The following is a 17,306-nucleotide window of genomic DNA, read 5'->3' as shown; positions in this document are numbered from 1 at the left end:
CGCCGGGCGGGCGATGACGCCGCCTTATAATCAAACGGAATATGATTCGCTGCTGCCGCGCGGGCCAGGGCCGTCCCGCGCTGGTAGGCTGCACGCCCCCTCCCGTCGATGCCCCGGTTGACCGCGAAGTGATCGAGTTCCAGCGCCTGCACAAATCCTATGCCGTCGGCGGCCGCGCGATCGCCGCGCTGCAGCCGCTCGACCTGACCATCGAGGCCGGCGAAGTGTTCGGCATCATCGGCCATTCCGGCGCGGGCAAATCGACCCTGATCCGGCTGATCAACCGGCTCGAAGAACCCACCGGTGGCCGCCTGCTGATCAACGGCGAGGACGTCACCGCGCTGGACACCGACGGCCTGCGTGCGCTGCGCCGGAAGATCGGCATGATCTTCCAGCACTTCAACCTGCTGTCCTCGCGCACGGTGGCGGCCAACGTGGCCTTCCCGCTGGAGCTGGCCGGCACCCCGCGTGCGGACATCGACGCCCGGGTGAGCGAACTGCTGCATACCGTGGGCCTGGAGGCGCACGCCAACAAGTATCCGGCACAGCTGTCCGGCGGCCAGAAGCAGCGCGTCGGCATCGCCCGCGCCCTGGCCACCCGCCCGCAGATCCTGCTGTGCGACGAAGCGACCAGCGCGCTCGACCCGCAGACCACCGCCTCGGTGCTGAAGCTGCTGGGCCGGATCAACCGCGAGCTGGGCCTGACCATCGTGCTGATCACCCACGAGATGGATGTGATCCGCCGCGTCTGCGACCGCGTGGCCGTGTTGGATGCTGGCCACCTGGTGGAAACCGGGCCGGTCACCGAGGTGTTCCTGCACCCGCAGCACCCGACCACCCGCCGCTTCGTCAACGAATCCGAGCAGGTCGACGAAGGCGAGCTGCACAAGGATTTCGACGCCGTGGCCGGGCGCATCGTGCGCCTGACCTTCCTCGGTACCGATACCTATGAGCCGGTGCTGGGCCGCATCGCCCGCGAGACGGGGGTGGACTACAACATCCTGTCCGGCCGCATCGACCGGATCAAAGACACCCCGTATGGCCAGCTGACGGTGTCGCTGGTGGGCGGCGACGTGCAGGCCGCGCAGGCTGGTTTCGTTGCGGCCGGTGTCCACCTGGAGGAGCTGCGCCGATGATCATCGCTACTGCGGGCGGGTTTTTCCGCCACCTCGATGCGGCCAAATGGGCCGATATCGGCCAGGCCACCGTCGACACCCTGCTGATGCTGGCCGGCTCGCTGCCGCTCACGCTGGCCATCGGCCTGCCGCTGGGCGTGCTGCTGTTCCTGACCGGTTCGCCGCAGCTGCACCGCAAGCCGGTGCTGTATGGCGGGCTGGCGCTGCTGGTCAACCTGCTGCGCTCGGTGCCTTTCATCATCCTGATGATCGTGCTGATTCCGATCACGCTGTGGATGATGGGCACCTCGCTCGGCGTACGCGGCGCGATCGTGCCGCTGGTCATCGGTGCCGCGCCGTTCTACGCGCGCCTGGTGGAAACCGCGCTGCGCGAAGTGGACCGCGGCGTGATCGAAGCCAGCCAGGCGATGGGCGCCACCACCTGGCAGCTGGTCAGCCGGGTGCTGCTGCCCGAAGCACGGCCGGGCCTCATTGCCGGTGCCACCGTCACGGTGATCGCGCTGATCGGCTTCACCGCCATGGGCGGCGCGATCGGCTCAGGTGGGTTGGGCGACCTGGCCTTCCGCGACGGCTACCAGCGCTCGCACACCGATGTGGCCCTGGTCACCGTGGTGCTGCTGCTGGTGCTGGTCCAACTGCTGCAGATGCTGGGTGACTGGCTGGTGGGGCGGTATTCGCGCAAGTAAGGGGTGCACCTGGCGCAATCATTGAGCCTGGCGATACGAACCGGCGATCGGATTGATCCGACGTTCGACCGCGTCGGCATTGCGTGATCTGCGTCTGTGCTATATTCCGTTCAGCGTATTACGCTAAACGGAATGATCCAGTCCTTCCGCTGCCGCCATACGCTTGCCCTGTTCGAAGGCCGATGCCCGCGACGGTTCCGCAGCATCCAGGCGGTTGCCGAGCGCAAGCTGCAGATGCTGGACGCGGCGCAGACCCTGCAGTTCCTGCGCAGTCCGCCCGGCAACCGTCTTGAAGCGCTGGCGGGCGAACGACGAGGGCAGTTCAGCATCCGCATCAATGTCCAATGGCGCGTGTGTTTCACCTGGACGGATGCAGGTCCGTGCCATGTCGAAATCGTTGATTACCACTGAGGATGCCGACCATGAGCCGTGCCGCCAACAAACTGAGGGCCATCCACCCGGGCGAAATCCTGCGGGAGGAATTCATGGTGCCGCTCGAGCTGAGCATCAATGCGCTCGCGCGTGCCCTGGACGTGCCGGCCACCCGGCTGCATGCCATCGTGCATGAAACCCGGGGCGTCACCGCGGATACGGCGGCCCGGCTGGCGCGCCATTTCGGCGGTGACGCCGCCTCGTGGCTCGCACTGCAGGCCGAATACGACCTCAAGACCCTGTCTACGTGGCAGGACATCGAACGCAGGGTCATGCCGCGCGTTGCGGCCTGATCACCTTACGTTCGGAACCTCGTAGCCCAGGCGGTCCACCTGCTCGGGGTGCTGCGGCACGCGCTTGAGCTTGTCGGTGTTGACCCCGTACTGGTCGCGCAGGCGGGTGGCCAGTTCCTTGTACAGGTCCTTGTCCATGTCCGGCTTGCGCGCGAAGATCCAGGCCATCTCGCGGCCCGGGTACCCCAGCATCGCCCACGAATAGTCCGGCGCCACTTCCAGTACGCGGGTATGGGTCGGCACCACCTTGTAGAACCAGGTGCGCCAGTTGTGGTTGCCGCTCTCCTCGTCCACCGAGGCACGCACGGTCAGCTCCTGCTGCGGCTGCGAGAAACCGTCGCGGAACCGATAGGTGATCGAGACCTTCTGGTCGCCGCGCAGCGTGTACTGGTTCACGCTGGCCACGTGGCCACGCTCGACCGGGTTCGGCACGCGGCCGATGACGTACCAGGTACCCATGAACTTCTGCAGGTCGATCGGGGCGCTGGCCGGGGTGCTGACCGTCGGCACCGGGGTCGGCTTGCTGTCGCCGAACGCACAGGCGGACAGCAGCGAAAGCGTCGACAGCAGCAGGACAACGCGAAGCGGGCGGTTCGAAGACATGCGGCGAAAAGCTCCAGTGGTGGTACAGGCCATGGGTCGGTCAGCGTGGCTGCAGGCATGGTGGGTGGGACGGAAGAGAACGTCAATGGCGGGAATGCGAAGGTCGCAGCCTGTGAGATGGCAGCGCGGCAAGGTGACGCATCACTTTCGCATGGAGCCCTGTCATGACCCTGTCGTCTTCGCGCCGTTCCCGCACCCCGCAGCCTGGCACCCGTGCCCTGCAGGCCCCCGATCCCCGCATCCTGCGGGGCGTTCGCCAGGTGGCATTGGCCGGCTTGGCCGTGGTGCTGGTGTGGCCGGCCGCGCGTGGCAGCAGTGAATGGGTGGGGTGGTTGCCGATGTGGCTGGTCGGCATGCCGTGCCTGGCGTGGTGGAGCCTGTACCGCTTCCGCCTGCCGACGTCGCTGTTGGCCTGGCAGGCACGCCGCCGGCGCGGCCCGCAGGCGCGGCGCCGGGTCCGCCGCGCGGCTCCCCGCCTTCGCCCTGACCTTCGACAGGGGGGAGCGGGGCAGGCCGTGTGATAGCGTCGGGGGGATATGACCGCCTGGAGCCGCAATGTCACGACTCGCCTCTGCCTGCCTGATGGCAGGCCTGTTCTCTGCTGGTGCCGCTGGAACCGCGATGGCCGCTGAGACCCCTGCCGATCCCTACGCCTGGCTGGAAGATGTCACCGGCGACACGTCCTTGGACTGGGTCAAGCAGCAGAACGCCAAGTCCGAAGGCCGCCTGGCCCAGACCCCGGCCTTCAAGCAGATGGAAGCCAGCATCCGCGAGGTGCTCGATTCGGATGCCAAGATTCCCGGCGTGCAGAAGATCGGCGAGTACTACTACAACTTCTGGAAGGACAAGCAGCACGAGCGCGGCCTGTGGCGGCGCACCACGCTGGATGAGTACCGCAAGCCGGCCCCGAAGTGGGAGACCGTGCTCGACCTGGACGCGCTGAACAAGGCCGAAGGCGAGAACTGGGTATGGCACGGTGCCGAATGCCTGCGCCCGGAGTACACCCGCTGCCTCGTCGCGCTGTCGCGCGGTGGCGCCGATGCCGACGTGACCCGCGAATTCGACCTGGCCAACAAGCGCTGGATCAAGGACGGCTTCTTCCGTCCCGAATCCAAGGGCGGGCTGGGCTGGATCGACCGCGACACCGTGTTCGTCTACACCGATTTCGGCAAGGACAGCATGACCACCTCCGGCTACCCGCGGGTGGCCAAGCTGTGGAAGCGCGGCACGCCGCTGTCGGCGGCCAGCGTGGTCTACGAAGGCAAGCCCGATGACATGTACATCGCGGCGATGCACGACGATACGCCCGGCTATGAGCGCAACCTGGTCAGCCGCACGCTGGCCTTCTACAACAACGAGATCTACCTGCGCGCCGACGATGGCACGCTGACCAGGATCGATGCGCCGAACTCGGCCGAAAAAGGCCTGCGCAAGCAGTGGCTCACCCTGGAGCTGCGCGATCCGTGGACGGTGGGTGGCAAGACCTATGCCGCCGGTTCGTTGCTGATCACCAAGCTGGACGACTTCATTGCCGGCAAGCGCGACTTCGAGGTGCTGTTCGCCCCCACCGCGACCACCTCGCTGGCCGGCTCGAGCTGGACGAAGAACCACCTGGTGCTCAACGTGCTGGATGACGTCAAGAGCCGCCTGCAGGTGCTGACGCCGTCAGCCGAGGGCTGGAAGAAGAGCGACTTCACCGGCGCGCCCTCGTTCGGCACCGTGGCGGTAGGCGCGGTGGATGCCGACGAAAGCGATGCGGTGTGGATGACCGTCACCGACTACCTGACCCCGACCACCCTGGCGCTGGCTGAGATCGGCAAGCAGCCGGAAGTGCTCAAGACCATGCCGGCGTTCTTCGATGCCGAAGGCAAGGTGATCGAGCAGCACTTCGCCACCAGCAAGGACGGCACCCGCGTGCCGTACTTCGTGGTGCATGCCAAGGACATGAAGCTGGACGGGTCCAACCCGACCCTGCTGTACGGTTACGGCGGCTTCGAGATCTCGCTGACCCCGTCGTACTCCGGCGGCATGGGCCGCGCCTGGCTGGAAAAGGGCGGCGTGTACGTGGTGGCCAACATCCGTGGCGGTGGCGAGTACGGCCCGCGCTGGCACCAGGCGGCGCTGAAGCAGAACCGGCACAAGGCGTATGAGGACATGGCCGCAGTCGCCCGCGACCTGGTGAGCCGGAAGATCACCTCGCCCCGGCACCTGGGCGTGCAGGGCGGCAGCAACGGTGGCCTGCTCACCGGCAACATGCTCACCCAGTACCCGGAACTGTTCGGGGCGGTGGTGGTGCAGGTGCCGCTGCTGGACATGAAGCGCTACAGCCACCTGCTGGCCGGCGCCTCGTGGATGGCCGAATACGGCAACCCCGACACCGCCGACTGGGCGTACATTCAAACCTTCTCGCCGTACCACCTGTTCGATCCGAAGAAGACGTATCCTCCGGTGCTGTTCACCACCTCGACCCGTGACGACCGCGTCCACCCGGGCCATGCCCGCAAGATGGCGGCGAAGATGATCGAGGCGGGCAAGGACGTGACCTACTACGAGAACATCGAAGGCGGCCACGGCGGCGCGGCGAACAATGCGCAGGCCGCGCACATGTCGGCGCTGGCCTACAGCTTCCTGTGGGAACGGTTGAAATAAGAAGGTGTGCCGACCAACGGTCGGCACCGACCCTCGGTAGCCACCGACCGTTGGTCGGTGCACGCCTCCGGGTGGTGGGGCGTCTGGTTGGCTCCACCCCTTTGGAACGCCGCGCGTGATGCGCGGCGTTTTTTTTCAGCCCTTCCAGGTTTCCAGGCCGCGCGGGATCCGTGCCACGGCTTCCTCCAATCGCGGAATTTCCTGCGTATAGGCCAGCCGCACGTGCTGGTTGGCGCGGTAATGCCCGAAATCCAGGCCCGGGGTGAATGCCACGTGCTCGGTTTCCAGGAAGTGCGCGCAGAAGGCCTGCGCGTCATCGGTGAACCCGCTCACGTCGCAATAGAGATAGAACGCGCCTTCCGGTTCGACCTCGATGCGGAAGCCCAAGGCCCGCAGGGCGGGCAGCAGGTAGTCGCGACGTGCCTGGAAGGCGTGGCGGCGCTGCTCGAAGACGGCGATGGTGTCCGGCTCGAAGCAGGCCAGCGCGGCATGCTGGGCGATGCTGGAGGCGCTGATGTACAGGTTCTGAGCCAGCTTCTCCAGGTCCGCCACGGCCTGCGGCGGTGCCACCAGCCAGCCCAGCCGCCAGCCGGTCATGCCGAAGTACTTGGAGAAGCTGTTGAGCACGAACGCCTCGTCGTCGACCTGCAGCACGCTGGGCGCATCCATGCCGTAGGTGAGGCCGTGGTAGATCTCATCCACCACCAGGTGGCCGCCACGCGCCTTCAACGACTGCGACAGCGCAGCCAACTGCGCCGACGACAACACCGTACCGGTCGGGTTGGCTGGAGACGCCACCAGCGCACCGACGCTGGCGGCATTCCAATGGGTGTCCACCAGGGATGGGGTCAACTGGTAGGCGGTGTGCGGCCCCACCGGCACCAGTTGCGCCGCGCCTTCCACCAGCCGCAGGAAATGGCGGTTGCACGGGTAGCCCGGGTCGGCCAGCAGCCAATGGCGGTCGGGATCGACCAGCAGGCTGCTGGCCAGCAACAGCGCGCCCGAGCCGCCCGGGGTGACCAGGATCCGCTCCGGGTCCAGGTCCAGGTTGTAGCGGGTGCCGTAGAACCCGGCGATGGCCGCACGCAGGGCCGGCAGCCCGCGCGCGGCGGTGTAGCGGGTATGCCCGGCGGCCAGCGCGGCCTGGCCGGCCTGCACGATGGTCGCGGCCGTGGTGAAGTCCGGCTCGCCGATTTCCAGGTGGATCACATCATGGCCGGCCTGTTCCAACGCCTGCGCGCGGGCCAGCAGGGACATCACGTGGAAGGGTTCGATTTCCTGGCTGCGGCGGCTGTAGCCGGCCGTGGGGATGCGGGTGCTCATGCAGCCCATGATAGGCGAGGGCCTGCGCGCTTGCCGTGGGTGCCGCCACGCCGCCAGACTGGCCACCATTGCATTCACTGGCAAGGAGCCCTATCTCGTGAAATCCCCCATTCCTTTTCTGGTTGCCACCCTGATGACCGCTTCCGTGCATGCCGCCCCCGCGCTGACCCCACCCGACGCCGAGAAGCATCCGCACGCGGTCACCACTCCGTTCGGTGCGACCCGCAATGACGATTACTACTGGCTGCGGGACGACAAGCGCGAAGCGCCGGCCATGCTTGCCTATCTGAATGCGGAGAACGCCTACACCGACCAGGTGATGGCCCCGCTCAAGCCGCTGCAGGACACCCTGTACAAGGAAATCGTCGGCCGCATCAAGCAGGACGATGCCAGCGTGCCGGCGCGCGAGCGCGGCTACTGGTATTACAGCCGCTACGAAACCGGCAAGGACTACCCGATCCAGGCGCGCCGCAAGGGCAGCATGGACGCGCCGGAAGAAATCCTGCTCGACCTCAACGTGATGGCTGAAGGCAAGGGCTACTTCGACGTGGGCGATGCCGACGTCAGCCAGGACAACCACCTGCTGGCCTGGGCCGAGGATGACGTGGGCCGCCGCCAGTATGTGATCCGTTTCAAGGACCTGCGCACCGGTGAGGTGCTGCCGGACCGCATTGAGAATGTCTCCGCCAACGTGGTCTGGGCCGACGACAACCGCACGCTGTTCTACGTGGAAAACGACCCGGAAACCCTGCTCACCGTGCGGGTGAAGAAGCACGTGCTGGGTACCCCGACCCGCAGCGACGTGCTGGTGTACGAGGAAGCGGACGACAGCTTCTACATGGGCGTGGGCCGCACCCGTGACGACCGCTTCATCACCATCGACCTGCACAGCACCGTCAGCTCGGAAAGCCGCTACGCACCCGCCGCCAACCCGCAGCAGTTCACGGTGCTGGCGCCACGTGCGCGCGATGTGGAATACGACGCCGACCATTTCGGTGGGCGCTGGGTGATCCGCACCAACGATGCCGGTGCGAAGAACTTCAAGATCGTCACCGCGCCCACCGATGCCACCGCACGCAGCCAGTGGACCGACTGGGTGGCGCACGATGACAACGTGCTGGTGGAGGGCTTCGAATTGTTCGACGGCTTCACCGCGATCGCCGAGCGCTCCAACGCGCTGGAGCGGGTGCGCCTGCTGTTCGCCGATGGGCGCCAGGACTACGTCAAGGCCGACGAGCCGGCGTATTCCATGGGCCTGGCCGCCAATCCCGAAGCGGATACGCCGTGGCTGCGCTATGCCTACACCTCGCTGACCACGCCGACCACCACCTACGAGCTCAACACCACCACCGGCGAGCGCCGCCAGCTCAAGCAGCAGCCGGTGATCGGCTATGACCCGGCGCAGTACACCACCGAACGGGTGTGGGTGACCGCGCGTGACGGCGCCAAGGTGCCGGTGTCGCTGGTCTACCGCAACGGTTTCAGGAAGGACGGCACGGGCGCGCTGTATCAGTACGCCTACGGCAGCTATGGCATGTCGATGGACCCGGGTTTCAACCAGACCGTGGTCAGCCTGCTCGATCGCGGCGTGGTGTATGCCATCGCGCACATCCGCGGCGGCGAGGAAATGGGCCGCGCCTGGTACGAGGACGGCAAGCTGTTGAAGAAGCAGAACACCTTCAACGACTTCGTCGATGTCACCCGCGAACTGGTCCGGCAGGGCTATGCCGCCAAGGACCGGGTGGCCGCATCCGGTGGCAGCGCCGGCGGCCTGCTGATGGGTGCGGTGGCCAACCAGGCCCCGCAGGATTACCGGGTGATGGTGGCACAGGTGCCGTTCGTGGACGTGGTGACCACCATGCTGGATGCCAGCATCCCGCTCACCACCAACGAATACGACGAGTGGGGCAACCCGGAAAACCGCGAGTACTACGACTACATGCTGGGTTATTCCCCGTATGACAACGTGCAGCGCCAGGCCTACCCGTCGCTGTTCGTCGGCACCGGGTTGTGGGATTCGCAGGTGCAGTACTGGGAGCCGGCCAAGTGGGTGGCGCGCCTGCGCGACGACAACACCGGCACCGCGCCGATCGTGTTCCGCACGAACATGGAAGCCGGCCACGGCGGCAAGTCCGGCCGCTTCCAGCGTTACCTGGAGCTGGCCGAGTCGTATGCGTTCGTGCTCTACCAGCTGGGCATCGATACGGCGCCGTAACGCTGCGTGCCGGCGCCGACCATCGCGGTCGGCGCCGGGCCTCGCTATCCTCACGGCATGACCCTGCCCGAACGCCCCGAGCACCCCGATGCCGCGCCTGCGCGGCCACCGGTGCGCTTCCGCTGGGCCTGGTGGTTGCTTGCCTATGCCAGCCTGGGCACCGGCATCGTCGGCATCTTCGTGCCCGGCCTGCCGACCACGGTATTCATCCTGATTTCGGCCTGGGCCGCCTCACGCGGTTCCGAGCGCCTGCACACCTGGCTGCTGCAGCACCCACGGTTCGGCCCGGCCATCGGCAACTGGCAGGCCCATGGCGCGGTCAGCCGCAAGGGCAAGTGGATGGCCACCCTGACCATGGCGGTGTGCGCCGGCATCATGCTGTGGTGCGTGCCGATCGACTGGGTGAAGTGGCTGTCGATCGGCTGCATGACGGTGGTGGCGGCGTGGCTGTGGACTCGGCCGTTGCCGCCCTAGCACTGCCTGGGCCGGCCAATGGCCGGCGCTACCCGCGGCGGCAGTCACCGGTCCGGGCGCACCGGTCCCATCTGGGCGTTCATTGAATCGGCACACCTGTCCTTTCGCGCGCCGCTATACTCGGGCCATGAGCATCCCCCATCGCAATCGCATCCTGATTCCGTTGGCAGCGCTGGCGCTGCTGTTCCTTTCGGCCTGTGGCAACAAGGGCCCGCTGGTCATGCCGCAGAAGCCGGTGCCGGTCGAAGAGCAGGCCGTCGAGCCGGCCGCCGATGCCGAGGCGGTACCGGAAGACACCAACGCCACCGACGATCCGCCGGTCGTGCCCGATCCGGTCGACCCGCAGCTCAACTCCGACGACGGGAATGAGTAAGGCCACCTCCACCGCGCTGCGCTTCAGCAAGATGCACGGCGCGGGTAACGACTTCGTCGTGCTCGACCTGCGCGACGGTACCCCTGCACCCACCCCGGCATTGGCGGCCCAGCTGGCCAACCGCCACACCGGCGTCGGCTGCGACCAGATCCTGACCATCGAACCGCCGCGCGCGGACGGCTCGGTTGCGGCCTACCGCATCTGGAATTCGGACGGCTCGCAGTCCGAACAGTGCGGCAACGGCGCGCGCTGCGTCGCGGCCTGGCTGGTGCGCGATGGTGCGGCGCAGGGCGAACGTTTCAACATCGACAGCCCGCTGGCCACCCACGCCATTGAACGTATCGGCGCCGATCACTACGCGGTGGCCATGGGCGTGCCGCGCTTCGAACCGGACCAGGTGCCGTTGCTGGGCTTTGCCCGTGCGCGCGAGGAATACCTGCTGCCGCTGCAGGGCGATACCGTGCGCTTTGGCGCGGTCTCCATGGGCAACCCGCATGCCGTGATCGAAGTCGGCCTGGTCGACGCCGCACCGGTCGAACGGCTGGGCCCCCTGCTGCAGCAGCACGCGACCTTCCCGCAGTCGGTCAATGTCGGCTTCGTGCAGGTGATCGATCCACAGCATGCGCGCCTGCGCGTGTTCGAACGCGGCGTCGGCGAAACGCTGGCCTGCGGCAGTGGCGCCTGCGCCGCCGCCGTGGTGATGATGCAGCGCGGCCGCCTGCAGCGCGACGCCACGGTGTCGCTGCCAGGTGGCGATCTGCGCCTGCGTTGGCCGGCCGACGACGCCCAGGTGGTCATGTCCGGACCGGCTGCATTCGTCTTCGAAGGGGAGTGGAACGCATGAGCGACACCATCGAGAAGATCGGCGCACATGAAGTCGCCGCGTGGCTGCGCCGGCACCCGGCGTTCCTGAAGCAGTTCCCGGACCTGGCCTTGACCCTGGTGGTGCCGCGCGACGATGGCCCCACCGCGTCGCTGGCCAGCTACCAGCTGGAAGTGCTGCGCGACAAGAACCGCGAGCTGTCGCGCCGGCTGGCCGACCTGGCGGCCAACGCGCAGGTCAACGAACGCCTGGCCGTGCGCACCCACCAGCTCACGCTGGCACTGATGAAGCAGGACAGCGCCGCCGATACCCTGCGCGCCATGGCCGCCTCGCTGGAGGAAGACTTCGCTGGTGACCTGGTGCGGCTGGTGGTATTGCACCCGGTGCAGGGCCTGGAGCAGGCGCCGTGGCTGCAGGTGATCGAAGAAGGCAGCCCGCTGCTGGCCTCGTTCCGCGATTGCCTGAAGGATGGCGAGCCGATCTGCGGCCGCCTGCAGCCGGAGAAGAACACGGTGCTGTACGGCGGGCGCGTGGATGAAGTGCAGTCCAGCGCATTGCTGCCGTTGCCGGGCGTGGGCCTGATCGCGGTGGGCAGCCATGATGGCAACCGCTTCTACCCGGGCATGGGCACGCTGTTCCTGCGCATGATGGGCGAGGCGCTGGCCGTGGCCCTCAAGCGCTTCGACCCGGCCTGAGACCGCGCCGGCGGCATCCCGCATGAACGCCGTCCAGGATTTCCTCGGGTACCTGCAGGTGGAGCGCCGCGCGTCAGCGCACACGCTGGATGCCTACCGCCGTGACCTGGCCGCGCTCGATGCCTGGGCGACCCAGCAGGAGGGCAGCGCGGAAGGGCTTGATGGCGCGCAGCTGCGCCAGTTCATCGCGGCCGAACACCGCCGCGGGCTGGCGCCAAAATCACTGCAGCGCCGGCTGTCGGCCTGCCGCAGTTTCTACGCGTGGCTGCTCAAGCACCACCGCATCGCAGTCAGTCCCGCTGCCGGCCTGAAAGCCCCGAAGGCGCCGCGCAAATTGCCGCAGGTGCTCGATGCCGACGAAGCGGTGCGCCTGGTGGAACTGCCCACCGATGCACCGCTCGGTCTGCGCGACCGCGCGCTGCTCGAACTGTTCTATTCCTCCGGCCTGCGTTTGAGTGAACTGTGCGCCCTGATCTGGCGTGACCTGGATTTCGCCACCGGTCTGGTCAACGTGCTCGGCAAGGGCAATCGCCAGCGTCGCGTGCCGTTTGGTTCGCACGCGCGCGAGGCGCTGCTGGGATGGCGTGCGGAGAGCGGCGGCGGCGATGCGCAGCCGGTGTTCCCCGGGCGCAAGGGCGGGCCGATCACCCAGCGCGCCGTGCAGATCCGCATCCGCCAGCTGGCCCAGCGCCAGGGCCTGTTCAAGCACGTGCACCCGCACATGCTGCGGCACAGTTTCGCCAGCCATATCCTCGAATCTTCCGGTGACCTGCGCGGCGTGCAGGAGCTGCTGGGCCATGCTGATATTGCCACCACGCAGATCTACACCCACCTGGATTTCCAGCACCTGGCCAAGGTCTACGACGCCGCGCACCCACGGGCAAAGCGGCGCACCGGTGACAACGAAAGCTGAACCGGACCACTGCGTCACCCGGGCGCAGGGCAGGGCGGCTTGAAGGATCGGCCGGTGGCCCCACCTCTGTTCTTGTCACCCCGGAGGCTCCATGGACCCCAGTCAGAACCCCAACGTGTTTCACGCCACCACCATCATTTCGGTGCGCCGCAACGGTCATGTCGCCGTCGCCGGCGATGGCCAGGTCACCCTCGGCCACACCGTCATGAAGGGCAACGCGCGCAAGGTGCGCCGCCTGGGCCGCGAGGGCCAGGTGCTGGCCGGATTCGCCGGTGCCGCCGCCGACGCCTTCACCCTGTTCGAGCTGTTTGAAGCCAAGCTGGAAAAGCACGGCCAACTGCAGCGTGCCGCCGTGGAGCTGGCCAAGGATTGGCGTACCGAACGCCGCCTGGGCAAGCTTGAAGCCCTGCTCGCCGTGGCCGACAAGGACACCTCGCTGATCATCAGCGGCACCGGTGACGTTATCGAACCGGAAGACGGCATCATCGCGATCGGCTCCGGCGGTTCCTACGCCTTGTCCGCCGCGCGCGCACTGCTGGCGCACACCGAACTGGATGCGCGCACCATCGCCACCGAATCGATCAACATCGCCGGCGACATCTGCATCTACACCAACCGCAACGTGGTGGTCGAGGAGCTTTGACCCTGCGGGTCAGATCGGTAGTGCCGACTGTCAGTCGGCAGCATTGATCAGCCGTAGTGCCGACTGTTAGTCGGCAGCATGGATCAGCAGTAGTGCCGACTGTTAGTCGGCAGCATGGATCAGCAGCCGACTAACAGTCGGCTCTACCGGTCGGCTCTACCAGCCGGCTCTACCTCACCGTTACGTCAGTGTCGCAGGCCCGGACAGCCCTGCCATTTTCCCCAGAATTTTTTGTGAGCGCACCCATGCCGCATAACAACGAATCATCCTCCGCCACCATGACCCCGCGCGAAATCGTGCAGGAGCTGGACCGCCACATCGTCGGCCAGCACGACGCCAAGCGCGCCGTGGCCATCGCCCTGCGCAACCGCTGGCGGCGCATGCAGCTGCCGGCCGAGCTGCGCGATGAAGTGATGCCCAAGAACATCCTGATGATCGGCCCGACCGGCGTCGGCAAGACCGAAATCGCACGCCGCCTGGCCACCTTGGCCAAGGCCCCGTTCGTCAAGGTGGAAGCCACCCGCTTCACCGAAGTCGGCTACGTCGGCAAGGACGTCGAACAGATCATCCGCGACCTGGCCGATACCGCCGTCAAGCTGTACCGCGAAATGGCCAAGGTGCGCGTGCGCAACCAGGCCGAAGAGCGTGCCGAAGACCGCATCCTTGACGCACTGCTGCCGCGTCGTGCCGGCGGCATCGGCTTTGATCCGGAAGCCGCCCGCAACGAACCCTCCGCCCAGGACAACGAAACCCGCATCAAGTTCCGCCGCATGCTGCGCAACGGCGAGCTGGACGAGCGCGAGATCGAACTGGAAGTGGCCGCCAACATCGGCGTGGACATCATGACCCCGCCGGGCATGGAGGAAATGGGCCAGCAGCTGCGCCAGATGTTCTCCAGCCTGGGGGGCGGCAAGGCGCAGAAGCGCACCGTCACCATCAAGGCCGCGCGCCCGTTGCTGGTGGAAGAGGAAGCCGGCAAGCTGGTCAACGAAGACGACATCCGCAGCGCCGCGATCGAAGCCTGCGAACAGCACGGCATCGTCTTCATCGACGAGATCGACAAGGTCGCCAAGCGCGGCGACAACGTCGGCGGCGGCGATGTCTCCCGCGAAGGCGTGCAGCGCGACCTGCTGCCGCTGGTGGAAGGCTCCAACGTGTCCACCAAGTACGGCACGGTCAAAACCGACCACATCCTGTTCATCGCCTCCGGCGCGTTCCACCTGGCCAAGCCGAGCGACCTGATTCCCGAACTGCAGGGCCGCTTCCCGATCCGCGTGGAACTGGGTGCCCTGAGCAAGCAGGATTTCGTCCGCATCCTGACCGAGCCCAAGGCCGCGCTGACCAAGCAGTACGAAGCGCTGCTGGCCACCGAAGGCGTGACCGTGAACTTCACCGAAGACGCCGTGGATCGCCTCGCCGAAATCGCGTTCCAGGTCAACGAACGCCAGGAGAACATCGGCGCCCGCCGCCTGCACACCGTGTTGGAACGCCTGCTGGATTCGCTGAGCTACGAAGCTCCGGACCGCGATGGCGAAACCCTGGCCATCGATGCGGCCTACGTCGACAAGCACCTGGGCGAGCTGGTAAAGGATCCGGACCTGAGCCGGTACATCCTGTAAGCGGCGGGTCAACGAGGCAGAGCCGGGCTTTGCCCGGCTGCTCTTCGCTCGAACGTCATGGCGCCTGATGGGCGGCTTCGGAACCTCTAAACGCCGGAATGTTGGCCGTGATCGTCGCGCAAACGCCTTCGGACGGTTGGGCCGCGCTACGCGCGGTGTCCGGCCAACGGCCGGGGCTACGAGTTGTTACGTAACGTCCGGAGATCTGGATATGCCAGCCGACGCCGATGGTTGATTGATCCCGATCCCAATGGCCCCGTAGAAATTCGTAGCCCCGGCCGTTGGCCGGACACCGCGCGCAGCGCGGCCCGAATGTCCGGAGCCGGTGACGTGACCGGTCGGATTCATGCGTCCGGGTGTAAACCCAGACCGAAACCACCCAGCAGTCACCCTTGTCGCCGGCACACGGGCGACATCGGACCAATCACGCCTCGTCGTCGGTCGGCAGGGCTTCGGGTGGGGCGCCCGGTACGAATACGCCGGGATTTACGAAGGCGCCGAAAACGGCGTCCAGGGTCTGGGTGCCGTCGCGCTGCAGCTCGAACAGTTCCGGTTCCAGCATCGCGCTGTACAGCACGCCGGTCAGGCTGGTGCTGATGATGCGGGCTACCGTGTCCACGTCCACGCCCTCGCGCAGTTGCCCCAGCTCGCGCGCGCGCTCGAATGCCGCGCTGAAAATCGCCAGCTCCTCACGTGACGCCTCCAGCTGCAGCTGCTGCATCGCCTGGCTTTCCACCGAAAGATCGTTGCGCAGCATGATCTCCATCATGTTGCGCAACCGCTCGTCCGTGGCCAGTTCCCGGAAGGAGACCAACAGCGCCGAGCGCAGGTCCAGTACCGGCGTGTTGCGCCGTGACGAGGTCGTCCGCCGCAGCCGCTCGATGAACGGCACCCGCTCGCGGTCGATCATCGCCGTCAGCACTTCGGTCTTGTTCTTGAAATGCCAATACACCGCGCCGCGGGTATAGCCCGCGCGCTCGCCGATCATCGCCAGGCTGGTGTTGGCGACCCCGAATTCGTGGAAGCAGCTCTGGGCCGCATCCAGGATGCCTTCCCGGGTGGCCTGCGCCGCTTCTTTGGTTTTTCTGGCCATGGCGCTGTGTGCACGTGCTGGATGAAACCGGCCTGAATTGTACCCGTTTACAAACAAACATGCATGTATGTATATTTACGCCCCACTGCTATCCGGTGAGGCGTGCGCGTACCCGCGCGGGCCCGGCCACCCCCATTCCCGTTCCTGCTGCGAGCCTCCCATGTCCCGTACCCCGTACCGTCTTCTCGCGCTGTCCCTCGCGATCGCCCTGACCGTGTCCGCCTGCGGCGGGGGAGGTGAAGAGGGTCCGCAAGGCGGGCCGGGGCAGGTCACCGTGGCCACCCTGAAGGCCGAACAGGTCGGCCTCACCCGCGAGCTGCCCGGCCGCACCAATGCCTTCCTGGTCGCCGAAGTGCGCCCGCAGGTCAGTGGCATCGTCGCCAAGCGGCTGTTCACCGAGGGCGGCCTGGTCAACGCCGGCCAGCCGCTGTACCAGGTCGATGACGCCAGCTACCGCGCCGACGCCAACAGTGCCCGCGCCCAGCTGGCCCGCGCCGAAGCCACCGCCAACGCCGCCCGCCTGAGCGCCAAGCGCATCACCGAGCTGGCCAAGGTCGATGCAGTCAGCAAGCAGGACCTGGAAAACGCCGTGGCCGCCCAGAAACAGGCCGAAGCCGATGTCGGCGCCGCCAAGGCCGCCCTGGACGCGGCCAACGTCACCTTGGGCTTCGCCCGGATCACCGCACCGATCAGTGGCCGCATCGGCAAGTCCAGCGTCACCCAGGGCGCGCTGGTCAGCGCCGGCCAGGCCGACGCATTGGCCACGGTGCAGCAGCTCGACCCGATCTACGTCGACCTGACCCAGTCGGCCAGCGAACTGCTGCAGCTGCGCCGCGAACTGGCCAGTGGCCGCCTGCAGGACAACCAGAGCCTGCCGGTGACCGTACTGCTCGACGACGGCACCGAGTTCGACCACAAGGGCACCCTGGAATTCTCCGAAGTCAGCGTCGACCCCGCCACCGGCAGCTACGCGCTGCGGGTCAAGGTCGCCAACCCCGACCAGGTGCTGATGCCCGGCATGTACGTGCGTGCCGTGGTCGGTAGTGGCGTGCGCGACAACGCGCTGCTGGTGCCCATGCAGGGCATCGCCCGCGACGCCAAGGGCGACACCAGCGCCATGGTGGTCGGCAAGGACAACAAGGTCGAAGTGCGCCCGGTCAAGGTCAGCCGCGCGCTGGGCAGCAAGTGGCTGGTCGAAGACGGCCTGAAGCCCGGCGACAAGGTCATCGTTGAAGGCCTGCAGAAGATCCAGCCGGGCATGCCCGTGCAGGCCACCGAGATGGGCGCCGCACCGGCCAGGCCGGCAACGCCGGCGGCCGCGGCCGACAAGCAGTAA

The 17,306-nt window shown here is 67.0% G+C and carries 18 protein-coding genes; 15 read left to right on the top strand and 3 right to left on the bottom strand.

Annotated elements, in window-relative coordinates:
* Positions 1–128: 128 nt before the first annotated feature.
* The 4 genes from ACQG3P_RS15695 to ACQG3P_RS15680 all read left to right on the top strand — a co-directional run bounded on the left by ACQG3P_RS15695 (position 129) and on the right by ACQG3P_RS15680 (position 2,547).
* Positions 129–1,136 (top strand): methionine ABC transporter ATP-binding protein, encoded by a 1,008-nt coding sequence (locus tag ACQG3P_RS15695; protein ID WP_426805578.1) that lies wholly within the window; start codon positions 129–131, stop codon positions 1,134–1,136.
* Positions 1,133–1,822 carry a methionine ABC transporter permease gene (locus ACQG3P_RS15690; RefSeq protein WP_217535714.1) on the top strand — a complete coding sequence of 230 codons (690 nt, stop codon included), beginning with the start codon at positions 1,133–1,135 and terminating at the stop codon, positions 1,820–1,822. Before ACQG3P_RS15695 ends, ACQG3P_RS15690 begins: the two co-directional genes overlap by 4 nt.
* A 132-nt stretch (positions 1,823–1,954) precedes the next feature.
* Positions 1,955–2,233 (top strand): type II toxin-antitoxin system RelE/ParE family toxin, encoded by a 279-nt coding sequence (locus ACQG3P_RS15685; RefSeq protein ID WP_068854073.1) that lies wholly within the window; start codon positions 1,955–1,957, stop codon positions 2,231–2,233.
* 11 nt (positions 2,234–2,244) lie between these two features.
* Positions 2,245–2,547, top strand: coding sequence for a HigA family addiction module antitoxin (locus tag ACQG3P_RS15680; protein WP_095363104.1), 303 nt, complete (start codon positions 2,245–2,247; stop codon positions 2,545–2,547).
* Here ACQG3P_RS15680 and ACQG3P_RS15675 read toward each other — a convergent pair whose 3' ends face one another.
* The gene (locus ACQG3P_RS15675; protein ID WP_184125697.1) at positions 2,548–3,150 is read right to left on the bottom strand and encodes a lipocalin family protein; all 603 of its coding nucleotides are present in this window, start codon (positions 3,148–3,150) and stop codon (positions 2,548–2,550) included. It abuts the gene before it with no gap.
* Positions 3,151–3,314: 164 nt separating this feature from the next.
* On the opposite strand from ACQG3P_RS15675, the gene ACQG3P_RS15670 reads away from it, so the two are divergent.
* Together ACQG3P_RS15670 and ACQG3P_RS15665 are read left to right on the top strand one after the other, a co-directional pair.
* The gene (locus ACQG3P_RS15670) at positions 3,315–3,671 is read left to right on the top strand and encodes a hypothetical protein (RefSeq protein WP_093533995.1); all 357 of its coding nucleotides are present in this window, start codon (positions 3,315–3,317) and stop codon (positions 3,669–3,671) included.
* Positions 3,672–3,705: 34 nt separating this feature from the next.
* Positions 3,706–5,799 (top strand): prolyl oligopeptidase family serine peptidase, encoded by a 2,094-nt coding sequence (locus ACQG3P_RS15665; RefSeq protein WP_426805577.1) that lies wholly within the window; start codon positions 3,706–3,708, stop codon positions 5,797–5,799.
* A gap of 135 nt (positions 5,800–5,934) precedes the next feature.
* Here the strand turns inward: ACQG3P_RS15665 and ACQG3P_RS15660 are convergent, their stop codons facing one another.
* Positions 5,935–7,122 carry a pyridoxal phosphate-dependent aminotransferase gene (locus tag ACQG3P_RS15660; protein WP_426805576.1) on the bottom strand — a complete coding sequence of 396 codons (1,188 nt, stop codon included), beginning with the start codon at positions 7,120–7,122 and terminating at the stop codon, positions 5,935–5,937.
* Between the two features lie 133 nt (positions 7,123–7,255).
* Between ACQG3P_RS15660 and ACQG3P_RS15655 the strand changes: the two genes are divergently transcribed.
* From ACQG3P_RS15655 to hslU, 8 genes are all read left to right on the top strand, one after another.
* On the top strand, positions 7,256–9,337 hold the full coding sequence (locus ACQG3P_RS15655) for a S9 family peptidase (protein WP_426805575.1): 2,082 nt from the start codon (positions 7,256–7,258) through the stop codon (positions 9,335–9,337).
* Positions 9,338–9,394: 57 nt separating this feature from the next.
* Complete coding sequence (locus ACQG3P_RS15650; protein ID WP_426805574.1) at positions 9,395–9,811, top strand: YbaN family protein; 417 nt, start codon at positions 9,395–9,397, stop codon at positions 9,809–9,811.
* A gap of 127 nt (positions 9,812–9,938) precedes the next feature.
* Positions 9,939–10,184 carry an LPS translocon maturation chaperone LptM gene (lptM, locus tag ACQG3P_RS15645; RefSeq protein WP_068854065.1) on the top strand — a complete coding sequence of 82 codons (246 nt, stop codon included), beginning with the start codon at positions 9,939–9,941 and terminating at the stop codon, positions 10,182–10,184.
* Positions 10,177–11,028 carry a diaminopimelate epimerase gene (gene dapF / locus ACQG3P_RS15640; protein WP_426805573.1) on the top strand — a complete coding sequence of 284 codons (852 nt, stop codon included), beginning with the start codon at positions 10,177–10,179 and terminating at the stop codon, positions 11,026–11,028. Before lptM ends, dapF begins: the two co-directional genes overlap by 8 nt.
* On the top strand, positions 11,025–11,702 hold the full coding sequence (locus ACQG3P_RS15635) for a DUF484 family protein (protein ID WP_068854063.1): 678 nt from the start codon (positions 11,025–11,027) through the stop codon (positions 11,700–11,702). Before dapF ends, ACQG3P_RS15635 begins: the two co-directional genes overlap by 4 nt.
* 22 nt (positions 11,703–11,724) lie before the next feature.
* Positions 11,725–12,615, top strand: coding sequence for a tyrosine recombinase XerC (gene xerC, locus ACQG3P_RS15630; RefSeq protein WP_068854062.1), 891 nt, complete (start codon positions 11,725–11,727; stop codon positions 12,613–12,615).
* Between the two features lie 91 nt (positions 12,616–12,706).
* The gene (gene hslV / locus ACQG3P_RS15625; protein WP_017356659.1) at positions 12,707–13,258 is read left to right on the top strand and encodes an ATP-dependent protease subunit HslV; all 552 of its coding nucleotides are present in this window, start codon (positions 12,707–12,709) and stop codon (positions 13,256–13,258) included.
* Positions 13,259–13,503: 245 nt separating this feature from the next.
* Complete coding sequence (hslU, locus tag ACQG3P_RS15620) at positions 13,504–14,877, top strand: ATP-dependent protease ATPase subunit HslU (protein ID WP_095362980.1); 1,374 nt, start codon at positions 13,504–13,506, stop codon at positions 14,875–14,877.
* Positions 14,878–15,301: 424 nt separating this feature from the next.
* Here hslU and ACQG3P_RS15615 read toward each other — a convergent pair whose 3' ends face one another.
* The gene (locus tag ACQG3P_RS15615; RefSeq protein ID WP_217535733.1) at positions 15,302–15,970 is read right to left on the bottom strand and encodes a TetR family transcriptional regulator; all 669 of its coding nucleotides are present in this window, start codon (positions 15,968–15,970) and stop codon (positions 15,302–15,304) included.
* 160 nt (positions 15,971–16,130) lie between these two features.
* On the opposite strand from ACQG3P_RS15615, the gene smeD reads away from it, so the two are divergent.
* Positions 16,131–17,306 carry a multidrug efflux RND transporter periplasmic adaptor subunit SmeD gene (smeD, locus tag ACQG3P_RS15610; RefSeq protein ID WP_426805572.1) on the top strand — a complete coding sequence of 392 codons (1,176 nt, stop codon included), beginning with the start codon at positions 16,131–16,133 and terminating at the stop codon, positions 17,304–17,306.

This window comes from Stenotrophomonas sp. SrG (genome assembly GCF_050031795.1).
GTDB lineage: Bacteria > Pseudomonadota > Gammaproteobacteria > Xanthomonadales > Xanthomonadaceae > Stenotrophomonas > Stenotrophomonas rhizophila_A.
The sequence above is the reverse complement of the archived record's forward strand: the minus strand, read 5'-3'. Positions and strand labels throughout refer to the sequence as shown.